Below are 22,286 nucleotides of genomic sequence, written 5' to 3'. Positions count from 1 at the left end.
ATCAGAGACCCGAGTAGGCGTGCAGACCCTTGAAGAAGACGTTGACGACCGAGAAGTTGAACATGACGGCGGCGAAGCCGATGATCGACAACCACGACGAGCGGGCCCCACGCCACCCACGCGTCGCCCGCGCGTGGATGTACCCGGCGTAGAGCACCCAGATGATGAAGGTCCAGACCTCTTTGGTGTCCCAGCCCCAGTAGCGACCCCAGGCCCGCTCGGCCCAGATGGCACCAGCGATGAGGGTGAAGGTCCAGAGGACGAAGCCGACCAGGGCGATGCGGTAGGCCAGGTCTTCGAGGCGCTCGGCACCCGGGAGGGTGTCGAGGAAGCGCAGACCGGCGAGCTTGGACTGCTCACGCTTCGTCTGCACGAGCTGGGCGGCCGAGAGCCCGGCGGCGATGGCGAAGAACGCGGTGCCGAGGATGGCCACGAAGACGTGGATCACCAGCCACGCCGACTGGAGCGCTGGCGGCAGAGGCGAGACCGCCACGTAGTAGTTGACGGTGCCGATCGCGAGCAGCACCAGGTTGAGGCCCATGACGTACGCGCCGAGGAACCGCAGGTTGACCACCAGCTGCACGGCCAGGTAGACGCCGACGATGATCGCGGTGCCGGTGAGGGAGAACTCGAACATGTTGGCCCACGGCACGCGACCGGCGGCGAGGCCGCGCAGCACGACCGAGGCGACGTGCACGACGAACCCGAGCAGCATCATCGCGATGGCGACGCGCTCGAAGCTCGACGCCTTGGCGGGCGCACCGGTGGAGGCGGAGGCCGCCCCGCCCGCACCGCGTGACGGCCGGTCGAGGACGACCGTGCTGCCACCCGCTGCCGAACGTGAGACGGACGCCGTCGCGAGGGCTTCGGCCTTGGCGGCACGGGCCGCCGCCTGCTGGGCGTCACCGGACCGCTTCGCCAGGTCGAGGGCGAAGGCCACGAACGAGATCGTGTAGATGGCCATCGCCGAGTACACGGCGACGAGCGAGTAGTAGGCGAGGTCGGCGGTCACCATCAGATCTTACGTCCGCGTCCGCCCGCGTCGGGGCCGGGTTTCTCGACGTCGTGACGGGCCGGGTCGTCGGCCACCTCGCGGGCCACGTCGGCCGGGACGCCCAGACCGCCGAGGTGCGCCTTGGCGATGTCGCCGACGGCACGTCCGAGCGTGGGGTCCTCGCCGCGGGCGAGCCCGGCGTACTCGAGCCGGACGCCCCCGTCGGTCTCGGTCGCCTTGACCCAGACCCGGCGGCGCGGCACGAACAGCGCGGTCAGCAGACCGGCGAACGAGAGCCCGGCGAAGAGCAGCACCCAGACCTGCGACGGGTCGTGGTGGATGTCGAACGAGGCGAACCGTTTGACGCCGTCGAAGGTGATCGTGCCCAGACCGTCGGGGATCGTCGCCGTCTCGCCCGGGGTCAGCTGGACGGCCTTCTCCTGCGCGTCGTCGTCGGTGCCCGCCAGCGGGGTCAGACCGTCGGTGTCGAGCGTGTAGACCGACGTCGGCACGCCCGCGTCGAGCCCGAGGTCGCCCGAGTAGACATTCAGGCTGAGCACGGGGTTCGTCGTGTCCGGGTCGGTGGACGTCAGGGCCCCCGTGCCGTTGTCCGCCGCCGTGGGGTAGAAGAACCCGATCATGCCGAGCTGGTCGGGCAGGGCGTCGGGCACCTTGATGACGCCGAGCGAGGTCAGGTTCGTGTCCTGCGGCAGGAACGGCACCGTGTCGCGGAACGCGACGTTGCCCTCGCCGTCACGCACCGTCACGTCGACCGCGTAACCGTTGCCCAGCAGGTAGACGTTCGAACCGCCGATCGACAGAGGCGAGTTGACCTTGATCTGCGTCTTCTCGGCGTCGCCGCCCCGCGCCTGGGCGGTGACGTCGGCCGTGAAGTCGGTGGCCATGCCGGCACCGCCGGCGGTGTCGGGCGCGTACTCGGTCGAGAACTCGTCGAGCGCGATCGAGAACGGCGAGAGCTGCGTCTCGTCGAACCAGCGTCCCGGGTTGAAGGAGTCGTACGAGCCGAGCACGTTCGAGAAGGTCTGCCCCTCGACGACCACACGCTGGCCCGAGTAGCCGAAACCGCCGCCGACCCCGACGGTGAGCAGCACTCCGACGAGTGCCGAGTGGAAGACCAGGTTGCCGGTCTCGCGCAGGTAGCCGCGCTCGGCACTGACGGAGTCGCCGAAGACCTGTGTGCGGTAGCCGGAGCGCTTCAGCTGGGCACGGGCCGCGTCGACGGCACGGGCGGCCGTGATCGCGTCGTCACCCGCGCCTCCTGCGGTCTCGAGGGTGATCGACCGGTAGCCGGCCAGGCGCGACAGCCGCGCGGGGGTCTTCGGCGGGCGGGCCCGCAGCGCCTCGAAGTGGTGCCGCGTCCGCGGGATGATGCAGCCGATCAACGAGATGAAGAGCAGCAGGTAGACGGCGGAGAACCAGGGCGACGAATAGGTGTCGAAGACACCGAGCTTGTCGAGCACGGGGAACAGGTCGGGGTGGTCGGTGCGGTACTGGACGACGCCGTTGGGGTCGGAGGTGCGCTGAGGCACGAGCGAGCCGGGGATCGCCGCGACGGCGAGCAGCATCAGCAGGAAGAGCGCCGTCTTCATGCTGGTCAGCTGCCGCCAGAAGAAACGCAGGTAGCCCAGGGGCCCGAGCTTGGGCTGCGTGATGCCCGCACCGTCGGAAGGCCCCGGGCGGACCGAGTCGATGTGGTCGCTCGGACGCAACGGGTCGCCGCCGACGTCGGTCGCGTCGGCGTCGGTCAGCCCGGTGTCGGTCACCCCTGTGTCGGCGCCGGCGGCGGCCGAGGAGGCGCGGGTCGCGTCGCCCCCGTCGCGGTCAGACGATCGTGCCATAGGTCGCGATCACCGCCCCGACGTGGGACATGAGGCTGGACCAGAGGCCCGTGACCATGAGCAGACCGATGAGCACGAGCAGTGACCCTCCGACGATGTTGACGACGCGGATGTGCCGCTTGACGAACGAGATGGACCGTGAGGCCCAGCCGAAGCCGAGCGCGACGAGCAGGAAAGGCACCCCGAGGCCGATGCAGTAGAAGGCCCCGAGCAGGACACCTTGCCAGGCCGAGCCCGAGCCCAGGGCGAGCACCTGCACGGCGGCCAGGGTCGGGCCGATGCACGGCGTCCACCCGATGCCGAAGACGATGCCGAGCAGCGGTGCCCCGGCGAGGCCCGTCTTCGGGAGGAACCCGGGCTTCAGGGTGCGCTGCAGGAACGTGAACTGTCCGATGAAGACGAGGCCGAGCAGGATCACCACGACGCCCATGACCCGCGTGACGACCTCGCGCCACTGGATCAGCCAGAACCCGGCCGAGGCGAAGGCGAGCGAGGTGCCGACGAAGACGACCGAGAAGCCGAGGATGAACAGGACGACGCCGAACACGAGCCGGCGGCGGTCGCGCCGCTTGGCCCCTGCCTCGGTCGCCCCGGTGGTCAGGCCGCCGACGTAACCGAGGTACCCCGGCACGAGCGGCAGCACGCAGGGCGACAGGAACGAGATGAGCCCCGCCAGCAGGGCGACCGGCAGGCCGACGGCGAGCTGACCGCCCACGACCGCGTCGAAGAAGGGATTGCCCTGGTACACCTAGGACGTCTCGGCGAGGGTGTCGGAGATCAGGGTGTCGAGGATGCTCGGCCCGTCGAGACCGCCCAGGATGCGCGCGGCGATGCGGCCCTGCTTGTCGAGGACGATCGTGGTCGGCACGGCGTTGGGTGCGATCGTGCCCGCGAGGGCGAGCTGGACGGCCCCGTCGTTGGCGTCGACGACCGACGGATAGGTGACGTCGAAGGTCCGCGCGAATGCCAGGGAGGTGTCGGCCTGGTCGCGCACGTTGACGCCGAGGAACTCGACGCCCTTGTCGGCGTACGACTTGTTGAGCTTCTCGAGCTCGGGGGCTTCGAGACGGCAGGGCGGGCACGCGGCGTACCAGAAGTTGAGGACGACGACCTCGCCGTCGTGGTCGGACCGCGAGACGGTCTCGCCGGCGTCGGTCTCGGCCGTGAACGCGACCGGTTCGGTGCGGTCCTCGGGCGCGATCTCGGTGACGGTGCCGTTGCCCGAGATGTAGTTCTCGGTCGTGCCGTTGCCGTACTGCGTCGCGAGGTCGTCGGCGGTCGAGCACCCCGTGGCGACGAGGGCGACCACGCCGGCCAGGGCGAGGCCGCGGGCCATGAGTCGGGCTCGGGTCGGGCGGATGGTCTGGCTCACACTGCTCCCAGGTCGACGGCGGACTGGTTCAAGTGTGCAGCGGGTTCCTGGTAGCCGACCTCGACGAAGCCCCCCTCGCGACGCTCGAGCGTGGTGATGCTCGAGAGCGTGCAGCGGCGGCGGCGCGGATCGTGGAACAGGCGGGCACCGGTGACACTGCGGTGGACCATCCAGATGGGCAGCTGGTGGCTGACGAGCACGACGTCTCCGTCGTCGACGCTCGACCAGGCCTCGTCGATCGCCGAGAGCATGCGGGCGGCGATGCTCACGTAGGCCTCGCCCCAGCTGGGCTTCAGGGGGTTGACGATCCACGGCCACTCGGCCGGCACCTTGAGCTGCTTGGCGATGCTGAAGTCGCTCCGCCGACCCTGGTACTTGTTGGTCGGTTCGATCAATCGCTCGTCGACCTGCGTCTCGAGCCCGAAGGCCGACGACCACGGCGCCGCACTCTCGCGGGTGCGCTGCAACGGTGAGGCGAAGACGGCACGGACCGGAACCCCCTGCTCGTGGAAGGCCTCGGCCGAGGCAGCCGCCATCCGGTGGCCGAGATCGCTCAGGCCGAACCCGTCGAGGCGGCCGTAGAGCACGTGCTCGGGATTGTGCACCTCACCGTGCCGGACGAGATGGATCTGCTGCGCGGGCATGCGGACGAGTCTAGGTCGGGACCGCCTGCACACCTCCCACACGGGAAGCCCCAAGCTCGCCGCGGCGCGGACGAGCGGTGCGGCGGGCCGCGGGAGGCGGTGACTGTAAACTCGGGCCTCGTGATCGAACGCACCCTCATCAAAGACCTGTCCGCGCTGCCCGACGGACCCGTGACCGTGACCGGCTGGGTCGAGACGGTGCGTGATCAGAAGAAGGTGCAGTTCGTCGTCCTGCGCGACGAGACCGGTGCCCTCCAGCTGGTCCGCCCCCGTACGGCCGCCGACGTGCTCGAAGCCGCGGGCGAGACCGACGACGTCGCGGACGCCATCTCGTCGCTGTCGCAGGGCAGCTTCGTCACCGTCACGGGCGAACTCAAGCACGACGAGCGCGTCAAGCTCGGCGGCATCGAGGTCAAGGTCGAGACGCTCGTCGTCGACTCGCTGGCCGACCCAGAGACCCCGATCGCCGCCGACAGCAGCATCGACAAGCGACTCGACTACCGCTTCCTCGACCTGCGCGTGCCGCGCAACGCCCTCGTCTTCCGCGTGCAGACGACGTTCGAGCACGCTATGCGCACCTGGTGGATCGAGCGCGACTTCGTCGAGATCCACACGCCGAAGCTCATGGCCACGGCGAGCGAGTCGAACGCCGAGCTTTTCAAGGTCGACTACTTCGAGGGCGCCGCCTACCTGGCGCAGAGCCCCCAGTTCTTCAAGCAGATGGCGCAGACGGCCGGCTTCGGCAAGATCTTCGAGATCGCGCCGGTGTTCCGCGCCGACCCGTCGTTCACCTCGCGTCACGCGACCGAGTTCACCAGCGTCGACTCCGAGATCAGCTACGTGGACAGCCACGAAGACGTCATGCGCATGCACGAAGAACTGCTCGTGGCCGCGTTCTCGGCCGTGAAGGAGAAGCACGGCGACGAGATCAAGGCGCTCTTCGACGTCGAGGTCACCGTCCCCGTGACGCCGTTCCCCCGCATCCCCCTCGCCGAGGCGAAGCGCATCGTCGCCGAGCGCGGCTACGAGGTGCCCCGTGCCGACGCCGACATGGACCCCGAGGGCGAGCGCCGCATCTCGGAGTACGTGCGAGAGCAGTTCGGCCACGAGTTCGTCTTCCTGACCGACTACGACATCTCGATCCGCCCGTTCTATCACATGCGTCATGAGGACGACCCGCAGCTGACCAAGAGCTACGACCTGATCTTCAACGGCACCGAGATCTCGACCGGCGCCCAGCGCGAGCACCGCATCGAGGTGCTCGAGCAGCAGATCCGCGAGAAGGGCCTCAAGCCCGAAGAACTCGGCGGCTACCTCGACTTCTTCCGCTACGGCGCCCCGTCGCACGGTGGCTTCGGCATGGGCCTCGCCCGCGTGCTGATGCTCATGCTGCACCAGGCCAACCTGCGCGAGGTGACCTTCCTCTTCCGCGGCCCCACGCGCCTCCAGCCGTAGCTCCTCGCCACGGATCGGTTGATTGGCGGTCCGGTCTCGAATGAGACCGGACCGCCAACTTTTCGTCAGCCCTGACTGGTACGGCGAACAGGACCGACGGCGACGGCCCTCGAACAAGAGACGAAGGTCAGGACACCCAGCACCACCAGAGCCGCGACGGCCGGCACGGGCGACGACATCGATTCAGTCAATGAGACGGCTGTGATCGTCACGAGAAGGCCCAGACCGTAGACAACCGCCGCCGGGACTTCCTTTGCTCGCGTCCGCCACCACCCGCTGCCACTGGCGACTACTCGCGGCAAGCCGCCGATGAGCACCAAGAACACCAGCAGCACCACCGTTTGATCGAACCGCCCCAGCACGCCCGTGAAGTGCAACTCAAGCCCGCCGGCCATCATGACGATGGCGATCAACAGCCCTCCACGAGTCGAAGGGGCATAGCTGACCGTCATTGACCGACGAGGAACGACACGGTCACTTCCTCGCTGTTTCATTGACGGCAATTCTCGATGACGGGCCACGTGACCAGGCTTGGCAACGACGTGCGCCTGATACCCACGCACCGCCCCTGGGCCACCGCCGAATTGGCAGTCTGCACCATCGCCGCCGTCGCGATTCCGCAGGCCCATCCGACAGGCCCACACGCTGCGGCGATGAGTGATGCCACAAGACCTGAATTGGTGAGCTGGCGCGTCTCGTTCCGGCTGTACATGACGGTACAGAATTGAAAGTTTCACTCGAGTCGCGCCATGATCGTCACGGGGAACGTCGCGGGAACATCGTCCAAGCGCTGCCGAACAGTGTTGCCGGCTATCTCGTAGGACGAGCGAAGATCTCGTCCGTCCGCGTCGACGGCCACGGGTGGCGCGAGCGAGTTGATGGCAGATCCGTTGTCGTCCAAGATCCGCACGCCTCCCCGTTCGTCGAGTTCGAGACGAGCCGGACGCCCGTCGATCAGGACCGAGAAACCAAAGTCGACTAGCTCCTGCTCAGTGAGTACGCGAATGTACTGCCCGTCCGCGCCTGCCTCCGCATTGCCCAGACCTTGACGCGTTCGGGGCGAGGACGACGGCCCTCGCGGGGTTTCGCCCGACACGAAAGAAACCGTGTGCCCCTGGCTCTGAACGGCCATGACGGCCTCTGCGTCGTCGGGCTGGTCAGCAGCGAATGCCCCACTCCCTGTTCCAGCAATCGACATCGTCACGAGCATGAGCACTACAGCAATCAATGGTGCGGTCGTCCTGTTCTTCCCGATCATGTCCTCTTCCAATCTGTGCAACTCTGCACTCAGGAAGAGCGTGCCATCTGAAACGATTAATTGGAAGAATAAATATTGGAGGAATTGGTCATGCGAAAGCCGCGCGGAGCGCCTTCCGGAGCCGCTCGGGCTCGACTCGCCAGATGGTGTGCACGCGACCGTCGATCAGGACGACCGGGATCTCTTCGGCGTACTCGGCGGTGAGTTCGGCGTCGTCGAGGATGTTCTTCTCGTCGACGACCATGCCGGCATCGACGAACTCGGCTTCGGCCAGCACGCCGTGCACTGCGGAACGGGCGTCGTCGCACAGGTGGCAGCCCGGCTTGGTCAGGAGGGTGATCTGCGGTTCGGCCATGCCCTCAAGGGTAGCGAGGGCCGAATGGCGCCCGGGCACGACGAAGGCCCCCGGCGACCGGTGGTCGGCGGGGGCCTTCGTGTCGAGCGACTACTTCTTGTTGCGACGCTGGTGACGAGTCTTGCGAAGCAGCTTGCGGTGCTTCTTCTTCGCCATGCGCTTGCGACGCTTCTTGATGACAGAACCCATAGAGGACCTCACTGATTTCTGGATTGGACCGACCGGGTCCGAAACAGAACCGCGGAAAAATGCCTCGGGTCAGTCTACTAGGACGGCCCGAGAAAGTCGAAGTGGGCCTACCCGACGTCGGCGATGCCGATTCGCAACACGGCCGCGACGGCCGATTCCGGCACGCGGAAGGACCGCCCGAAGCGGATCGCCGGCAGCTCGCCCGAGTGGACCATGCGGTAGACCGTCATCTTCGACACGCGCATCATGTCGGCCACCTCGGCGACCGTGAGGAACCGCACATCCGACAGATCCTGCGACATGACCCTGCCTCGACTCGGGCCCCGGGGCGGGGCTGTGGAGCAGACGGGTGTTCCCCGTGTGCCTGGGGGCAACTCTAGGCGCGCGTGTGACTCGGTGTAAAGGTGCCCGGGTCGCTACTGTCCGGTGCGTCCCCACCGCTTGCGGACGGGGTCGATGACGCGCTCGTCCAGGGCACCGAGCGCGCTCTGCGCGTCGTGCAGGGCCGAGGAGGCGCGGTGCTGGGCTCCGGCCGCGTAGCGACCCAGCGTGCTCCCGACGTCCTCGGCATCGGGCAGGTTCTCGGCCGCCCGCCGGAGCGGGGCGGGGACGGTGGCTCCGGCCCAGGCCGCGAAGGGCGTGCTGGCCAGCGCCTCGGAGGTCAACGAGTCCGCGCTGACGAACGGGATCAACCAGTCCTCGACGACCTCGAGCGGCCCCGGCTCGAGCGAGTAGTAGCGGTGCTGCCCTTCTTCACGGACCCGCACGAGACCCGCCTCGCGCAGCACCCGCAGATGCTTCGAGACCGTCGGCTGGCTGACGCCGAGCGAGGTGACCATCTCGCCCACGCTGATGTCGGCATTGGCGGAGTCGGTCGACAGCGAGGCGTCGAGCAGCACCTTGAGGAGGTCTCGGCGGGTGGCGTCGGCGATCACGGCGAAGATGTCCGGCATGCGACCAGCGTAGTGACCCGGGATAGCATGACCGACGTGACTCGCGCCCCCGTCGCCGGTCGACGCCGCCCCTCGGACCCCGGCCGCTCGCCCTGGCGCACACTCAGCGACGCGATCGACGACATCGGTCGCAAGTCGCCCGCGCGCTTCGCCATCCTGATCTTCACCGGTCTGATCGTCGTCTTCACCCTGCTGTTCTCGCTGCCGATCTCGTCGGCCGACCGGACGATCACCCCGTTGGCCGACTCCGTCTTCACGGCCGTCTCGGTCATCTGCGTGACCGGCCTCGCGACGGTGGACATGGCCACCCACTGGTCCCTGTTCGGCCACGTCGTCATCTTCGTCGGCGTGCAGATCGGGGCGATCGGCGTGCTCACGCTGGCCTCGATCATGGGTCTCGTCGTCTCACGGAAACTCGGCCTGCGCGCTCGACTGATGGCGGCCGGCGACCAGAACCCGCTGCGGGTGCACGCCGGCCCCGTTCCCGAGGGTCAGGCGGTGCGGCTCGGCGAGATCGGTGGCCTGCTCACGACGGTGGCGCTCAGCTCGTTCGTGATCCAGCTGGTCATCGCGGTGCTGATGATCCCCCGCATGCTCATCGACGGCATCCCCGTCGGCGACGCCGTGCTCGACAGCTTCTACTACTCGGCCATGGCCTTCACGAACACCGGGTTCACGCCGAACGCCGAGGGACTCGCCGCGTTCGAGAACGACTACTGGTTCCTGAGCCTGATCATGGTGGGGGTGTTCCTCGGCAGCATCGGGTTCCCGGTGATCTACGCCCTGGCCCGCAACCCGCGCAACCCCCGGCGCTGGTCGGTCCACGTCAAGTTGACCCTGCTGACGACGGCGATCCTCATCGTGTTCGGCATGGTGCTCTACATCGTCCTCGAGTTCGACAACCCGAAGACGTTCGGCGGCATCGAGGCCGGCCCGACGGTGTTCCAGTCGCTCTTCCTCAGCATGATGACGAGGTCGGGCGGTTTCTCGACGATCCAGATCTCCGACCTGAACGGGTCGTCCCTGCTCGTCACCGACATGCTCATGTTCATCGGCGGCGGGTCGGCCTCGACCGCCGGAGGCATCAAGGTGACGACCCTCGCGGTGCTCTTCCTGGCGGCCTTCGCCGAGGCGCGCGGTCAGCGGTCGATGGAAGCCTTCGGCCGCCGCATCCCGAGCGACGTCCTGCGCCTGGCCGTCAGCGTCGTCCTCTGGGGTGCGACGATCGTCGCCGTGTCGAGCATCCTGATCATGCACATCACGAAGGAGCCCCTCGACCACGTGCTGTTCGAGTCCATCTCGGCGTTCGCCACCTCGGGGCTCAGCACCGGTCTGACCGACCGCCTCCCGGACTCGGCCAAGTACATCCTGGCGGTCACGATGTGGATGGGCCGCGTTGGTACAGTGACACTCTCCGTCGCCCTGGCCGCCAGCCAACGACGCCAGCTGTTCACCCGAGCCGAGGAGCGACCGATCGTTGGTTGACAAGATCAAGCACGACGCCCCGGTGCTCGTCATCGGCCTCGGGCGGTTCGGCGCCGCGACCGCCGGACAACTCGAACGGCAGGACCGTGACGTGCTGGCCGTCGACACCGACGCCGGGCTCGTCCAGAAATGGGCCGACCGCGTGACGCACGCGGTGCAGGCCGACGCCCGCAGCATCGACGCACTCAAGCAGATCGGTGCGCAGGACTTCTCGATCGCGGTCGTCGCCGTCGGCTCGTCGATCGAGGCCAGCGTGCTCATCACGGCCAACCTGGTCGACCTGAAGGTGCCGCAGATCTGGGCGAAGGCGATCAGCCAGTCGCACGGCAAGATCCTCGCCCGCATCGGTGCCAACCACGTCATCTACCCCGAGCGGGAGGCCGGCGAGCGCGTCGCACACCTCGTGTCGGGTCGCATGCTCGACTACATCGAGTTCGACGACGCCTTCGCCATCGTCAAGATGTACCCGCCGAAGCCCGTCCGCGGTGCCTCGCTGGCCGCGTCGAACATCCGGAAGAAGTACGGCATCACGATCGTCGGCGTGAAGAGCCCCGGGGGTGCGTTCGTCGAGGCCACCCCCGAGACGGTCATCAGCAACCACGACCTGATCATCGTGTCGGGCGACAGCCGTGCGATCGAACGTTTCGCCGCCCTCGAGGGCTGACCGCGGCTAGCGGCCTTCGGCGATCTCGCGGTTGCGGGCGAGGGCGGCCTGGGTGGCCCGCTCGAACAGCTCGAGCAGGCCACCGTCGGCGAGCTCGGCGACGGCGCGCTCGGTCGTGCCGCCGGGGCTGGTGACCCGACGACGCAACTCGGCCGGCGCGGCGTCGGCCGGCAGGACGTCACTCGTCGCGAGGAGCTCGCTCGCGCCGCGGAACGTGCCCTGGACCATGGTGGCGGCCTGCGCACGCGTGAAGCCCAAGGCGACCGCCGCCTCCTGCAGTTGCTCGATCAGGTAGAAGACGTAGGCGGGGCCCGAACCCGAGATCGTGCTGAGCGCGTCGATCTGCGACTCGGGGACGACGACGACGTCACCGACCACCGCGAAGAGCGACCGGGCCAGGTCGAGGTCGGCGTCGGTCGAGCGCGAGCCCGCGCTGAGCCCGGTCACGCCGAGACCGACGTGCGACGGCGTGTTGGGCATGGAGCGCAGCACCGAGACCGACTCGGGGAGGGCGGCCTCCATCGTGGCGGTCGTGACTCCCGCGGCGAGGCTCACCACGAGGGCACCCGCGTCGAGCACCGGACCGATCTCGTGCAGGAGGTCGACCACCATGTGCGGCTTCACGCCGATCAGGACCAGCCGCGCACCGACGACCGCCGAGGAGTTGGCGCTCGGGTCGGTCTCGGTCGCGAGCGAGGTGACGGCGCCGTGCCGCAGCGCCCGGGCCTTGACCTCGGTGCGGTTCGTGACCCGCACGCCCCCGTCGACGGACACCTGGGGGCGCAGCAGGCCCTGCAGGATCGCGCCGCCCATCGAGCCGGCTCCGAGAATCGCTGTGGTGGGGAGGGTGGTGACCATCCGGCCATCCTAGGATCGACCAGGACCACACGAGGGGATCGGAACCGATGAGCAGTCACGGCGGCAACAAGGCGATCATCGCCGCACTCAGCGCGAACCTGGGCATCGCGGTGACGAAGTTCATCGCCTGGGCCTTCTCGGGATCGTCGTCGATGCTCGCCGAGGGCGTCCACTCGCTGGCCGACTCGGGCAACCAGGTGTTGCTGCTGCTGGGCGGCCGCAAGTCCAAGAAGGCGGCCGACGCCGAGCACCCGTTCGGCTACGGTCGGGAGCGTTACGTCTACGCCTTCGTCGTGTCGATCATCCTGTTCAGCGTCGGCGGGGTCTTCTCGCTCTACGAGGGCATCGAGAAGCTGCGCGAGCCGCACCCGCTCGAGGTGCCCTGGCTGCCGGTGCTCGTGCTCGCCATCTCGCTCGCCCTCGAGGGCTTCTCGCTGCGCACGGCGATCCGCGAGTCCCGACCGAGCAAGGGGCAGCAGAGCTGGGTGTCGTTCGTGCGCCGTGCCAAGGCCCCCGAACTGCCGGTCGTGCTGCTCGAGGACGCCGCCGCCCTGCTGGGCCTCTCGTTCGCCATGGTCGGCGTCGTGCTGACCTGGATCACCGGTGACGGCGTGTTCGACGCGATCGGCACCCTCGCCATCGGCGTGCTGCTCGTCGCCGTCGCGATCATCCTCGGCATCGAGACGAAGAGCCTGCTCGTCGGCGAGGGGGCCTCGGCCGACGACGTCGCGAAGATCCGCGCAGCCGTCACCGGCGGCCCCGAGGTCGAGTCGATCATCCACATGAAGACGCTCTACCTCGGCCCCGACGAGCTCCTCGTCGGCGTGAAGGTCGCGATGCCCGGACGCACCGTGCTGGCCGACGTCGCCAGCGCCATCAACGCCGTCGAGTCGCGCATCCGCGAAGCCGTGCCGATCGCCCGCGTCATCTACGTCGAACCCGACGTCTGGGTGAAGCCGGGCCAGGTCGACCCGCCGACCGACGCGATCGTCATCCGCGCCGCCGACTGACCCCGAGGAGGCGCGGGTCGCCCACCGGCGGCGGTGCGGTTCAGCGTCGCTCGGCGAAGAACGCGTCGAGCTGCGCCCGGCACTCCGCCTCGCGCACGCCGGCGTAGACCTCGGCGCGGTGCGGGAGCCTGCGATCGCGGACGATGTCGTAGACGCTGCCCGCGCCTCCTGCCTTGTCGTCCCAGGCGCCGTAGACGAGCCGCGGCACGCGCGCGGCGAGCAGGGCCCCGGCGCACATGGGGCACGGTTCGAGGGTGACCACGAGGGTCGTGCCCGTGAGGTGCCAGTCACCCGTGTGCTCTGCGGCGGCCCGGAGGGCGATCACCTCGGCGTGGGCCGTCGGGTCCTGGCGCAGTTCGCGTTCGTTCCGGCCCGTCGCGATCACCACGCCGTCGGCGTCGACCACGACGGCACCCACCGGCACGTCGGCCGAGACGCGGCAGGCGTCGGCCTCGGCGAGGGCGAGGGACATCCAGTCGTCGAACTCGGGCGGGACGGCGATCACGGGGCCTCTGCGGGGTCGGGACGGCTCGCGGAACCGGCCGACTCCGCTACCGTTGAGCCTATGCGAGTGCACGTAGCGGACCACCCCCTGATCACCCACAAGCTGACCGTGCTCCGCGACAAGAGCACGCCCTCCCCCACCTTCCGGGCGCTGACCGAAGAGCTCGTCACGCTGCTGGCCTACGAGGCCACGCGCGACGTCCGCACGAGCCCCGTCGACATCGAGACCCCGGTCGGCCCGACCACGGGCCTCGAGATCAGCCAGCCTCGACCGCTCGTCGTGCCGATCCTGCGCGCCGGCCTCGGCATGCTCGAGGGCATGACCAAGCTCGTCCCCACGGCCGAGGTGGGCTTCCTCGGCATGGTGCGCGACGAAGAGACCCTGCAGCCCACGACCTACGCCGAGCGTCTGCCCGACGACCTGTCGAACCGTCAGTGCTTCGTGCTCGACCCGATGCTCGCCACCGGCGGTTCGCTCATCGCGGCGATCGACTACCTGCTCGACCGCGGCGCCGTCGACGTCACGGCGGTCTGCATCCTGGCCGCGCCCGAGGGCCTCGCCGCCGTCGAGAAGGCGATGGAGGGCCGCGACGTCCACGTCGTGCTGGGCGCCGTCGACGAGAAGCTCAACGAGCAGGGCTACATCGTGCCGGGCCTCGGCGATGCGGGTGACCGCCTGTACGGGCTCGCCTGACGCGCGCCGCTCCGACGACCCGGGCCGCGCCTCCTCGACCGCAGGAGGCGCGGTTCGGCGTTTCCGGGCCACCCACGCCGCCGGAACGCGAACGTCGCTTGACATCAGGACACGGGGTGTAACAAGATCGACCCCATGACTAACAGCGTGCTCGCCCCGACCTCTCGTGAGGCCCTCGGGAGCACCGGCATGATGATGCCGATGCACGCTGTCATGTGTCGAATGTGTGCCTGATCCGGTCACACACCTCGCCGAGTCGAAGCTGCTGACACCGCCAGCTGAGCTCCTGGCCCCACCCGGTCACTGAGCCACCGACTCCAGGATGCTCCGCGTCGCCACCCTCGACGCGCATCCCGAACGGTGCATCGCACCGACTGCTCGTGACGTACGGCACCATCGCCGGCGGGATCGAGCACCGACACACATCGAGCAGTCCCTCCGTCCCCGGCGACCCGTCGGCCGAGGGACCGCCGCCGTCACGCAAGGACCCCGCCTGTCATGTCCCTCATCCTCGACCGCCCCGTCACCGCCACCCGCACCGTCTCGCCCGCCCGTTCCGCCGCCCCCACGTCCCTCCGCGAGATCGCGCCCTCCCGCTCGGCCGCCCCGACCGCCGCGCCCGTCGCCACGGCTCCCGCGGCCCCCCGGCCCCGCGCCGTACCCGAAGGCACCGAGGCCCGCGGCTTCGTCCTCTACGTCGGACTCGACGAACTGAAGGCCGCCGCCGACGGCACCTCGCTCGGCGACGTCGTCTCTCAGATCAAAGAACTCGTCGGTCGGATCGCCCCGTCGGCCGAGACGCACGCCGCCGTGGCACTGGCTCCCGAGGGCGCCGGCGGCCGCGACGTCGACGTGGTCCGTCTGGCCCTGCAGGACCCGGCCGCCCTGGCGAAGCGCCGGCAGGTCGCCGACGACGACGAGCCCGGCGCCCGTGGTGGCGTCGTCGTCGACATCTCGCGCAAGCGCCTGCTGCTGGACGGCGACGTGGCCCCGCTGACGTACAAGGAGTTCGAGCTGCTGCAGTACCTCGTCCTGCGCGAGGGCCGCACCATCGAACGAACCGAACTGATCTCGAGCCTGTGGGCCGACGGCGACGACGAGGTGCCGAACGAACGCACCATCGACGTGCACGTCCGTCGACTGCGGTCGAAGCTCGGCGCCTTCGAGGACATCGTCCGCACCGTCCGCGGTGTCGGCTACCGCTTCGACCGCCACGCGGACGTCTCGATCCGCCACGCGTCGACGCCGTCGCCCGACGTGTTCTGAGCCCTGCTCGCATCACACGGCGGCCGCGGTGCCGGCTCGGTCCGAGTTCCCAGGAACTGCTCGGGTTCACCCCTGGACCACCGTTACCGATCCGTTATAGATTGTGTCTCGCCGACGTCGTTTGCTGTGGCGACCGAGGCGGAATGTGATTGCAGGACACTCCTGGTGCAAGGGAAGAGGGCCGGTCGCCATCGGGCGACCGGCCCTCTGTCGTGTGCCCCGACGACCTGTCGTGTGCCCCGACCCTGCGGTGCGCGCGTCTCGCGCCCACCCGTGTCGGCCCGAGGACGGTGGCCTTTCGTAGACTCGTCCTCGACGAACGTGAGGTACGACATGAGCGAGACATCGATGGCCGTGGGGGCCTGGGAAGCCCTGTTCCGGGCCCAGGTCAGCGTCATGCGTGAACTGACCGAGTGCTTTCCGACCAGCGAGATCTCGTTCAACGAGTACGACGTGCTGTTCAACCTGTCGAACCAGCCCGATCGTCGGGCTCGCATCCGCGACCTGACCCGCCACCTGTTGCTCACGCAGCCGAGCATCAGCCGCCTCGTCGACCGACTCGCCTCGAAGGGCATCGTCGAGAAGACCTCCGACCCCGGCGACGGACGAGGCATCATCGTGACCATGACGGACGAGGGCTACGACCTGTACCGACGCACGGCGATCAGCCACGCCGAGGCGATCCGCCGGCGGGTGGGCGGGGCGCTCGACGACGACGAACTGGCCTCCCTGGCCGAGCTGTGCACCAAGCTGCGCCTCGGCTCGCCGGTCGGGGCCGACGCATGACGTCGCCCTCGATCGTCTGGCTGCGCGACGACCTGCGCCTCGCCGACAACCCGGCCCTGGTGGCCGCCGTCGAGAAGGGCGAACCGGTCGTCGTCCTCTTCCTGCTCGACGACGAGACCGACGGCATCCGCCCCCTCGGCGGCGCCTCGCGCTGGTGGCTGCACCACAGCCTCGCCGCTCTCGCCGAGTCGCTCCGGGCCATCGGCGGCCGACTGACCCTGCGCCGGGGCCCCCAGGCCCGCGAACTGCCCCGACTCGTCGACGAGACAGGCGCCGGTGCCATCTTCTGGAACCGCCGGTACGGCCTCGCCGCCCGCGACGCGGACGCCGACCTCAAGTCGTCGCTTCGCGAGCGTGGGCTCGACGTGCGCAGCTTCCAGGCGAACCTCCTGTTCGAACCGTGGACGATCCAGACCGGGCAGGGCCAACCGTTCAAGGTCTTCACGCCGTTCTGGCGCGCATGCCTCGACCGGCCCGAGCCGCGCCACCCCGAGGCGGCCCCCGACGAAGTGCACGGGCCCCGCACGGCGCCCGACAGCGACGACCTCGACTCGTGGTCCCTCCTGCCCACGGCACCCGACTGGGCCGGGGGACTCCGCGACTCGTGGACCCCGGGCGAAGCCTCCGCCCTCGACACGCTCGAACGCTTCGCCACGGGACACCTGGCCGACTACGGCCTCCGTGACGAACCTGCTCAAGAGGCGACGAGTCACCTCTCGCCCCACCTCCGGTTCGGCGAGGTCAGCCCGTTCCAGGTCTGGCACCGCATGCGGGGCGACCTCACGCCCGACGCCCGCGAGCAGGCCTCGGGCTTCCTGCGCGAACTCGTCTGGCGCGAGTTCAACCACACGGTCCTCTTCGCGAACCCTCACCTGGCCACGAAGAACTACCGGCCCGAGTTCGACGAGTTCCCGTGGCACGAACTCGAGCCGGGCGAACTCGAGGCGTGGCAGCAGGGCACGACCGGCATCCCGCTGGTCGACGCCGGCATGCGCGAACTGTGGACCACCGGCTACATGCACAACCGGGTGCGCATGGTCACGGCGAGCTTCCTCGTCAAGAACCTGCTGGCCGACTGGCGGGTCGGCGAGCAGTGGTTCTGGGACACCCTGGTCGACGCGGACGAGGCGAACAACCCCGCCAACTGGCAGTGGACGGCCGGCTCGGGCGCCGACGCGGCCCCCTACTTCCGGGTGTTCAACCCCGTGCTGCAGGCCGACAAGTTCGACAAGCACCGCGACTACGTGCGCCGCTGGGTTCCCGAGGTCGACGACGACTCGTACCCCGAGCCCATGGTCGACCTCAAGGCCTCGCGCCGGGCCGCGCTCGACGCCTACGAGGCGATGCGCCGCACCACCCGTACCGAATGACCCCGCCCCCCGAGAGGACCACCTCCGTGACGACGTCATCACAACCCGCCCGCACCGGCCCACCCACGGGAATCGACGCCGTGTTCGCCGCTCGTGCGCCCGAGCGTCGCGGGCCCAGCGCCGTCTGGGCGACCTTCGACCGCACGGGCCTCACGCACGACGGCTCGTACGGCGAGATCGCCCCCGGCACCACACCCGGCGTCGACACGGCCTACCGCATCGCCTCGTGCACGAAGAGCTTCACCGCGACGGCCCTGCTCGCCCAACGCGACGCCGGGCTCGTGTCGCTCGACGCACCGATCACCGACGTCGTGCCGGCGTTCGGCGAGGTGGCCCTCCCGACGGCCGACTCCCCCGTACCGACCCTGCGCATGCTCCTGACCATGTCGGCCGGCTTCCCCACCGACGATCCGTGGGGCGATCGACAGGAGTCCCTCACCGACGACGAACTCGACGCCCTGCTGCGGGCCGGGCTGAGCTTCGACAGCGTGCCGGGCACGACCTTCGCCTACTCCAACCTCGGCTTCGCCCTCGTGGGCCGGGCGATCGCGGCCGTCGCCGGGAGGCCCTACCGCGAGGTCGTCGAGTCGACCGTCCTCGAGCCGCTCGGTCTGACGAGCACCGGGTTCGAGGCGACCGTCCCGGCCACCGGCGGAGTCGCGATCGGCCACCGCCGCGCCTCCGACGGGGGCGACGCCCTGCCGTTCTCGGGCCCGGGCGCGTTCTCGCCGATCGGCGGGTTGTTCAGCACCGTGACCGATCTCACGCGCTGGGCGCGCTGGCTCGGCTCGGCGTTCGACCCCGAGGGTCAGGGCGACCTCGACGGCATCCTCTCGCGCGCCTCCCGACGCGAGATGCAGCAGGTGCAACGGTTCGTCCCCGCCCGGGCCGGGCACCCCGGCGGCTACGGCTTCGGCCTGTTCGTCGAGCACTATCCCGACCACGGCCCCGTCGTGTCGCACAGCGGGGGCTACCCCGGGTTCTCGGCCCACATGCGCTGGCAGACCGCGACCGGCCTCGGCGCCGTCGGGTTCGAGAACGCGACCTACTCGAAGGTCTCCGAACCGATCGGGCTCGCACTCGACGGCATGATGGCCGACCGCGCCGACGCCCGTGTCGTCGTCCGCCCGTGGCCCGAGACGTCGACGGCCCGGGACGCGGTCGAGGCCGTGGTCCGCGGCGGGTCCGTCCCCGACGGGTTGTTCAGCGAGAACGTCGAACTGGACCTCCCGTTCGACCGGCGCCGCGCCTCCTGGGCCGCTCTCGTCGAGTCCGTGGGGGGCTGGGACGACTCCGGCGACGGTGACCTGCTCGCGGCCGACGAGTCGTCGTCACCGTCGCACCTGGTCTGGCGTCGGCGCGGTGCCCGCGGCGTCGTCCGGTTCGAGATCCGGCTGACCCCCGAGCGCCCGCCCCGGGTCCAGACGGTGCTGGTGAGCGCCGAGAGTCCGCGCTGACCCAGGGGCCGTCGGGCGCTCGTCGGGTCCGACGCCGTCAGGCGGGTGGCCGCCCTCCGGCCACCCCGGCGGCCCGGGCGGCGGCGCGGGCACCGCTGCGTCCTGCGACCCCCAGGCTGCGCGAGGTCGCCCACGTGGCGATGAACCCGGCCGAGAACGCGTCGACGAGACCCACCGAGTCGACCCAGCGCGAGACGACCCCGTCGACCACGACCGGTGGCTGCCCCCGCGAGACCACGACGGCTCCCCCGTCGTCGGCGACGAGGGCCACCACGCCGACGTGTTCGGCCAGGGCCGTCGCCGAGGCGATCGGCTCGTCCAGCCCGGTCAGCTCGCGAGCCGTCTCGTCCGACGGGAAGAACAGGTCGGCCCCGTGGACGGCCGCGAGGAAAGCCGACACCCCGAACCGGCGGACGATCGAGGCGCTGCCCGGGGCGACCGAGACGAGCGCCCCGGCCTGCCGAGCCCGGCCCACCAGGCGTCGGAGGGCGACGGGGCTGCGGGACTGGGTGACCGTGTAGCCCGTGAAGTGCACGAGACCGGCCTCGGCGACGAGGTCGTCCGGCACGTCGTCGGGGCCCAGCGAGGCGCCCGCCCCCCGATCGGTGAACATGGTGCGGGACGAGCCGTCGACGGTGATGACGACCGTGCCCGTCGGATCGTGCGCGTCGTACGCCAGACGGGTCACGACCCCCGCGTTGGCGAGCAGTTGCGAGTGGCGTTGCAGGTCGGCCGTGCCCACCCGACCGACGAACGAGACGTCGACCCCCAAGGACCCCAGCCAGGCCGCCGTGTTCGCCGCCGATCCGCCGGCCCGGTGCCTGATGGTGGCCACCGTCTCCGTTCCGGGGGCGCCGCTCGTCCGGGGGCTGACGATGATGTCGTCGAGGACGTCCCCGAAGACGAGGACGGGCGACCCGGTCCGGGGTCGGGCGCCCGGGGGGCGGGAGCGGTCGGCGGAGACGGTCATCGACGTCCACCCGACCACGGATCGAGGGCCGGAACGGGACGAGGAGGCGCAAATCACCCTCGTGAGCACGTCACGTTCACCCGTCCCGGCCTCGCCGACGGGCCGGGTCCGGGTCGTCGGTCAGGCGGCGGCGGGCTGTGCGACCGGGACCTCGCGACGGGCACGCCGGCCGCGGACGACCAGGGCGTCGAGAGCGAAGCGGCCCGGCCCGGTGAGCACGATCGCGATCGAGGCGACCGCGAGGACGAGGACGTACTCGAAGCCGCCGGTCGTCGAGTAGAAGCCGTTCGGCAGGTGGACGGCGACCAGGGCGACGACCGCCGTGACCGCCAGGAGGGCGGCGGCGACCCGCGTGGCGAAGCCGACGACCAGCGCGACACCGGCCGCGAGCTCGGTGACGGCCGCGACCGGGGCCGCGACCTCGGCGAGCGGGATGCCCATGCCGCCGAAGGCCCCCTGCGTCGCGGCGAGACCGTCGACGGCGAGCTTCTGCCACCCGTGGGCGACGAAGACGACCCCGAGGACGACGCGGACCAGGAGGAGTCCGAAGGACGAGAGAGCTGACGACATGGAAGTGCCTTTCGGTCGGGGACGGGATCGAGGCACGTCGTCGGGCCCTCCGTCACGGTACGAGGTGACGCGTCACCGACCGCGGCCGTGGAGCGCCCTGCCAGGCCTTCGTCAGAGCCCTGCCAGGCTCGGGTGGGGCATCCGGAGGACGCGGGGACGCCTCGCGCGGGCCGTTCGGCGGACGTCGGACGTGCCCCGGGGGACGGTGTCGGTGGTCCCGGGCAGGATCGAGGCGGACCACGAGACGGGCCGAAGGGCCCACGACGAGAGGCGGCACACATGGCGACCATCGCGATCACGGGGGGCTCGGGGCGCATCGCGACCTGGGTCCGCCCCCTGCTGCTCGAGGCCGGCCACGACCTGCGGCTGCTCGACGTGGTCACGCCGCCCGACGACCTCCGAGCGCACGAGACGTTCGAACACGTCGGCGTGACCGACCTCGAGTCCCTCACGGTGGCGCTCGGCGGGGCCGACCTGGTCGTCCACCTCGCGTCCCACGCCAGCGAGCGCACGTGGCACGAGATCCGCGACCTCAACGTCGAGAGCGCGTACGTCGTGCACGAGGCCGCCCGTCGCGCCGGCGTGACCCGCCTGCTCGCGGCCAGTTCGGTGCACGCCGTGGGGTTCGAACCCGGCTCGAGTGCGGCCGACCACGACGTCCCCGCGCCACGCCCCGACTCGTTCTACGGCGTCAGCAAGGTGCTGCTCGAGGCCGTCGGCAGCCTGTACGCCGACCGCTTCGGCTCGACCGTGGTGTCGGCGCGCATCATGACGGCCGAGGTCGAGCCGCACGACGTCCGCAGCCTCGGCACGTGGCTGTCACCGGCCGACGCGACCCGGTTGATCCTGGCCACCCTGTCGACGGCCCCGTCCGGTCACCACGTCGTCTGGGGCGTCAGCCGCAACACCCGTCGCGTCGTGTCGCTGGCGGCGGGCGAGGCCATCGGGTACCACCCCGAGGACGACGCCGAGGCGTTCGCCGACCGTTTCGCCGGGCAGGTGCAACCGCCCGACGCACCCGTCGGCGGCACCTTCACGACCATGCCCCTGGGCGAGGCGTGGTGATCGGCCCGGCGACGGCATCCGGCCACGACCGCGAGGCCGGTAGCGTGGCTGCGTGAACCCCACCTTGCACTCGTCGTCCGTCGCCGAGATCGACCCCGTCGTCCTCTACGAGATCCTCCGCCTCCGGGTCGACGTCTTCGTCGTCGAACAGGAGTGCCCCTACCCCGAGCTCGACGGGCGCGACCTCGAACCGACCGCGCGCCTCCTCTGGTTCGCCGACGGCGACGCCGACGCCCGGGTCCTGGCGACGCTCCGGGTGCTGCACGACGGCGACGACCGTCGGATCGGCCGGGTGGCGACGGCGGCGGCGGCCCGTGGCCGTGGGCTCGCAGCCGACCTGATGCGGGCGGCCGTCGACGGGTGCGAGGGGCGACTGATCCGGCTCGACGCCCAGGCCCACCTCTCTGGCTGGTACGCACGGTTCGGCTTCGTGGTCGACGGTGACGAGTTCCTCGAGGACGGCATCCCCCACCTGCCGATGGCGCTCGCCGCCACGCGCTGAGGTCGG

The 22,286-nt window shown here is 70.1% G+C and carries 26 protein-coding genes; 11 read left to right on the top strand and 15 right to left on the bottom strand.

Annotated elements, in window-relative coordinates; translation table 11 throughout:
• Position 1 precedes the first annotated feature (1 nt).
• Genes ccsB through ASE87_RS01495 form a run of 5 tightly spaced genes read right to left on the bottom strand, consistent with a single transcriptional unit; the run spans position 2 to position 4,869 of the window.
• Positions 2-1,015, bottom strand: coding sequence for a c-type cytochrome biogenesis protein CcsB (gene ccsB, locus ASE87_RS01515; RefSeq protein ID WP_043592990.1), 1,014 nt, complete (start codon positions 1,013-1,015; stop codon positions 2-4).
• Positions 1,015-2,853, bottom strand: coding sequence for a cytochrome c biogenesis protein ResB (locus ASE87_RS01510; protein WP_082452230.1), 1,839 nt, complete (start codon positions 2,851-2,853; stop codon positions 1,015-1,017). The genes ccsB and ASE87_RS01510 overlap by 1 nt, the downstream gene beginning before the upstream one ends.
• On the bottom strand, positions 2,837-3,601 hold the full coding sequence (locus ASE87_RS01505) for a cytochrome c biogenesis CcdA family protein (RefSeq protein WP_043592991.1): 765 nt from the start codon (positions 3,599-3,601) through the stop codon (positions 2,837-2,839). The genes ASE87_RS01510 and ASE87_RS01505 overlap by 17 nt, the downstream gene beginning before the upstream one ends.
• Positions 3,602-4,225: a TlpA disulfide reductase family protein gene (locus ASE87_RS01500; protein WP_235472161.1), complete on the bottom strand. Its 624-nt coding sequence runs from the start codon at positions 4,223-4,225 to the stop codon at positions 3,602-3,604.
• Positions 4,222-4,869 carry a histidine phosphatase family protein gene (locus tag ASE87_RS01495; protein WP_043592993.1) on the bottom strand — a complete coding sequence of 216 codons (648 nt, stop codon included), beginning with the start codon at positions 4,867-4,869 and terminating at the stop codon, positions 4,222-4,224. The genes ASE87_RS01500 and ASE87_RS01495 overlap by 4 nt, the downstream gene beginning before the upstream one ends.
• Positions 4,870-4,989: 120 nt before the next feature.
• On the opposite strand from ASE87_RS01495, the gene aspS reads away from it, so the two are divergent.
• Positions 4,990-6,324 carry an aspartate--tRNA(Asn) ligase gene (gene aspS / locus ASE87_RS01490; protein ID WP_056225394.1) on the top strand — a complete coding sequence of 445 codons (1,335 nt, stop codon included), beginning with the start codon at positions 4,990-4,992 and terminating at the stop codon, positions 6,322-6,324.
• 65 nt (positions 6,325-6,389) lie between these two features.
• Here the strand turns inward: aspS and ASE87_RS01485 are convergent, their stop codons facing one another.
• The 6 genes from ASE87_RS01485 to ASE87_RS01465 form a co-directional block, all read right to left on the bottom strand.
• Complete coding sequence (locus ASE87_RS01485) at positions 6,390-6,737, bottom strand: hypothetical protein (protein ID WP_137847623.1); 348 nt, start codon at positions 6,735-6,737, stop codon at positions 6,390-6,392.
• Positions 6,738-7,057: 320 nt separating this feature from the next.
• A complete protein-coding gene (locus tag ASE87_RS01480; RefSeq protein WP_157489628.1) occupies positions 7,058-7,582 on the bottom strand; it encodes a hypothetical protein in 525 nt (174 codons plus the stop codon).
• 88 nt (positions 7,583-7,670) lie between these two features.
• Positions 7,671-7,937, bottom strand: coding sequence for a glutaredoxin family protein (locus ASE87_RS01475; RefSeq protein WP_056225388.1), 267 nt, complete (start codon positions 7,935-7,937; stop codon positions 7,671-7,673).
• 90 nt (positions 7,938-8,027) lie between these two features.
• On the bottom strand, positions 8,028-8,126 hold the full coding sequence (locus tag ASE87_RS15675) for a 30S ribosomal protein bS22 (protein ID WP_003792170.1): 99 nt from the start codon (positions 8,124-8,126) through the stop codon (positions 8,028-8,030).
• Positions 8,127-8,233: 107 nt separating this feature from the next.
• Positions 8,234-8,428, bottom strand: a complete 195-nt coding sequence (locus ASE87_RS01470; protein ID WP_043593002.1) for a helix-turn-helix domain-containing protein — start codon at positions 8,426-8,428, stop codon at positions 8,234-8,236.
• Between the two features lie 114 nt (positions 8,429-8,542).
• On the bottom strand, positions 8,543-9,079 hold the full coding sequence (locus tag ASE87_RS01465; protein WP_082452229.1) for a helix-turn-helix transcriptional regulator: 537 nt from the start codon (positions 9,077-9,079) through the stop codon (positions 8,543-8,545).
• Positions 9,080-9,106: 27 nt separating this feature from the next.
• Here ASE87_RS01465 and ASE87_RS01460 point away from each other — a divergent pair, with 27 nt between their 5' ends.
• Positions 9,107-10,564: a TrkH family potassium uptake protein gene (locus tag ASE87_RS01460; protein WP_056225385.1), complete on the top strand. Its 1,458-nt coding sequence runs from the start codon at positions 9,107-9,109 to the stop codon at positions 10,562-10,564.
• The gene (locus ASE87_RS01455) at positions 10,557-11,228 is read left to right on the top strand and encodes a TrkA family potassium uptake protein (protein ID WP_043593005.1); all 672 of its coding nucleotides are present in this window, start codon (positions 10,557-10,559) and stop codon (positions 11,226-11,228) included. Before ASE87_RS01460 ends, ASE87_RS01455 begins: the two co-directional genes overlap by 8 nt.
• Positions 11,229-11,234: 6 nt before the next feature.
• Here ASE87_RS01455 and proC read toward each other — a convergent pair whose 3' ends face one another.
• On the bottom strand, positions 11,235-12,086 hold the full coding sequence (gene proC / locus ASE87_RS01450) for a pyrroline-5-carboxylate reductase (protein WP_043593007.1): 852 nt from the start codon (positions 12,084-12,086) through the stop codon (positions 11,235-11,237).
• Positions 12,087-12,133: 47 nt separating this feature from the next.
• Here proC and ASE87_RS01445 point away from each other — a divergent pair, with 47 nt between their 5' ends.
• A complete protein-coding gene (locus ASE87_RS01445) occupies positions 12,134-13,096 on the top strand; it encodes a cation diffusion facilitator family transporter (protein ID WP_043593009.1) in 963 nt (320 codons plus the stop codon).
• A gap of 40 nt (positions 13,097-13,136) precedes the next feature.
• Here ASE87_RS01445 and ASE87_RS01440 read toward each other — a convergent pair whose 3' ends face one another.
• A complete protein-coding gene (locus tag ASE87_RS01440) occupies positions 13,137-13,568 on the bottom strand; it encodes a nucleoside deaminase (protein ID WP_043593089.1) in 432 nt (143 codons plus the stop codon).
• 93 nt (positions 13,569-13,661) lie between these two features.
• Between ASE87_RS01440 and upp the strand changes: the two genes are divergently transcribed.
• The 5 genes from upp (at position 13,662) to ASE87_RS01415 (ending at position 19,173) form a co-directional block, all read left to right on the top strand.
• A complete protein-coding gene (gene upp / locus ASE87_RS01435) occupies positions 13,662-14,294 on the top strand; it encodes a uracil phosphoribosyltransferase (protein ID WP_043593011.1) in 633 nt (210 codons plus the stop codon).
• Between the two features lie 498 nt (positions 14,295-14,792).
• Positions 14,793-15,560, top strand: a complete 768-nt coding sequence (locus tag ASE87_RS01430) for a winged helix-turn-helix domain-containing protein (protein ID WP_082452228.1) — start codon at positions 14,793-14,795, stop codon at positions 15,558-15,560.
• A gap of 333 nt (positions 15,561-15,893) precedes the next feature.
• Complete coding sequence (locus ASE87_RS01425) at positions 15,894-16,346, top strand: MarR family winged helix-turn-helix transcriptional regulator (protein ID WP_043593012.1); 453 nt, start codon at positions 15,894-15,896, stop codon at positions 16,344-16,346.
• Positions 16,343-17,716, top strand: a complete 1,374-nt coding sequence (locus ASE87_RS01420) for a deoxyribodipyrimidine photo-lyase (RefSeq protein ID WP_056225382.1) — start codon at positions 16,343-16,345, stop codon at positions 17,714-17,716. Before ASE87_RS01425 ends, ASE87_RS01420 begins: the two co-directional genes overlap by 4 nt.
• Before the next feature lie 26 nt (positions 17,717-17,742).
• Entirely contained in the window at positions 17,743-19,173 is a 1,431-nt protein-coding gene (locus tag ASE87_RS01415) for a serine hydrolase (protein WP_162235847.1), read from the top strand.
• Positions 19,174-19,210: 37 nt separating this feature from the next.
• Here the strand turns inward: ASE87_RS01415 and ASE87_RS01410 are convergent, their stop codons facing one another.
• Entirely contained in the window at positions 19,211-20,143 is a 933-nt protein-coding gene (locus ASE87_RS01410) for a carbohydrate kinase family protein (RefSeq protein ID WP_157489627.1), read from the bottom strand.
• Positions 20,144-20,263: 120 nt separating this feature from the next.
• Complete coding sequence (locus ASE87_RS01405) at positions 20,264-20,713, bottom strand: DoxX family protein (RefSeq protein WP_043593016.1); 450 nt, start codon at positions 20,711-20,713, stop codon at positions 20,264-20,266.
• 279 nt (positions 20,714-20,992) lie between these two features.
• Between ASE87_RS01405 and ASE87_RS01400 the strand changes: the two genes are divergently transcribed.
• Together ASE87_RS01400 and ASE87_RS01395 are read left to right on the top strand one after the other, a co-directional pair.
• Complete coding sequence (locus ASE87_RS01400; RefSeq protein ID WP_056225374.1) at positions 20,993-21,778, top strand: NAD(P)-dependent oxidoreductase; 786 nt, start codon at positions 20,993-20,995, stop codon at positions 21,776-21,778.
• A 52-nt stretch (positions 21,779-21,830) separates the two neighbouring features.
• Positions 21,831-22,280 (top strand): GNAT family N-acetyltransferase, encoded by a 450-nt coding sequence (locus ASE87_RS01395; RefSeq protein WP_043593019.1) that lies wholly within the window; start codon positions 21,831-21,833, stop codon positions 22,278-22,280.
• Positions 22,281-22,286: the final 6 nt, after the last annotated feature.

The sequence above is a fragment of the Frigoribacterium sp. Leaf44 genome (genome assembly GCF_001421865.1).
Classification (GTDB): Bacteria; Actinomycetota; Actinomycetes; order Actinomycetales; family Microbacteriaceae; genus Frigoribacterium.
Note: the sequence above shows the minus strand (reverse complement) of the source record. Positions and strands in the feature narration are given on the sequence as shown.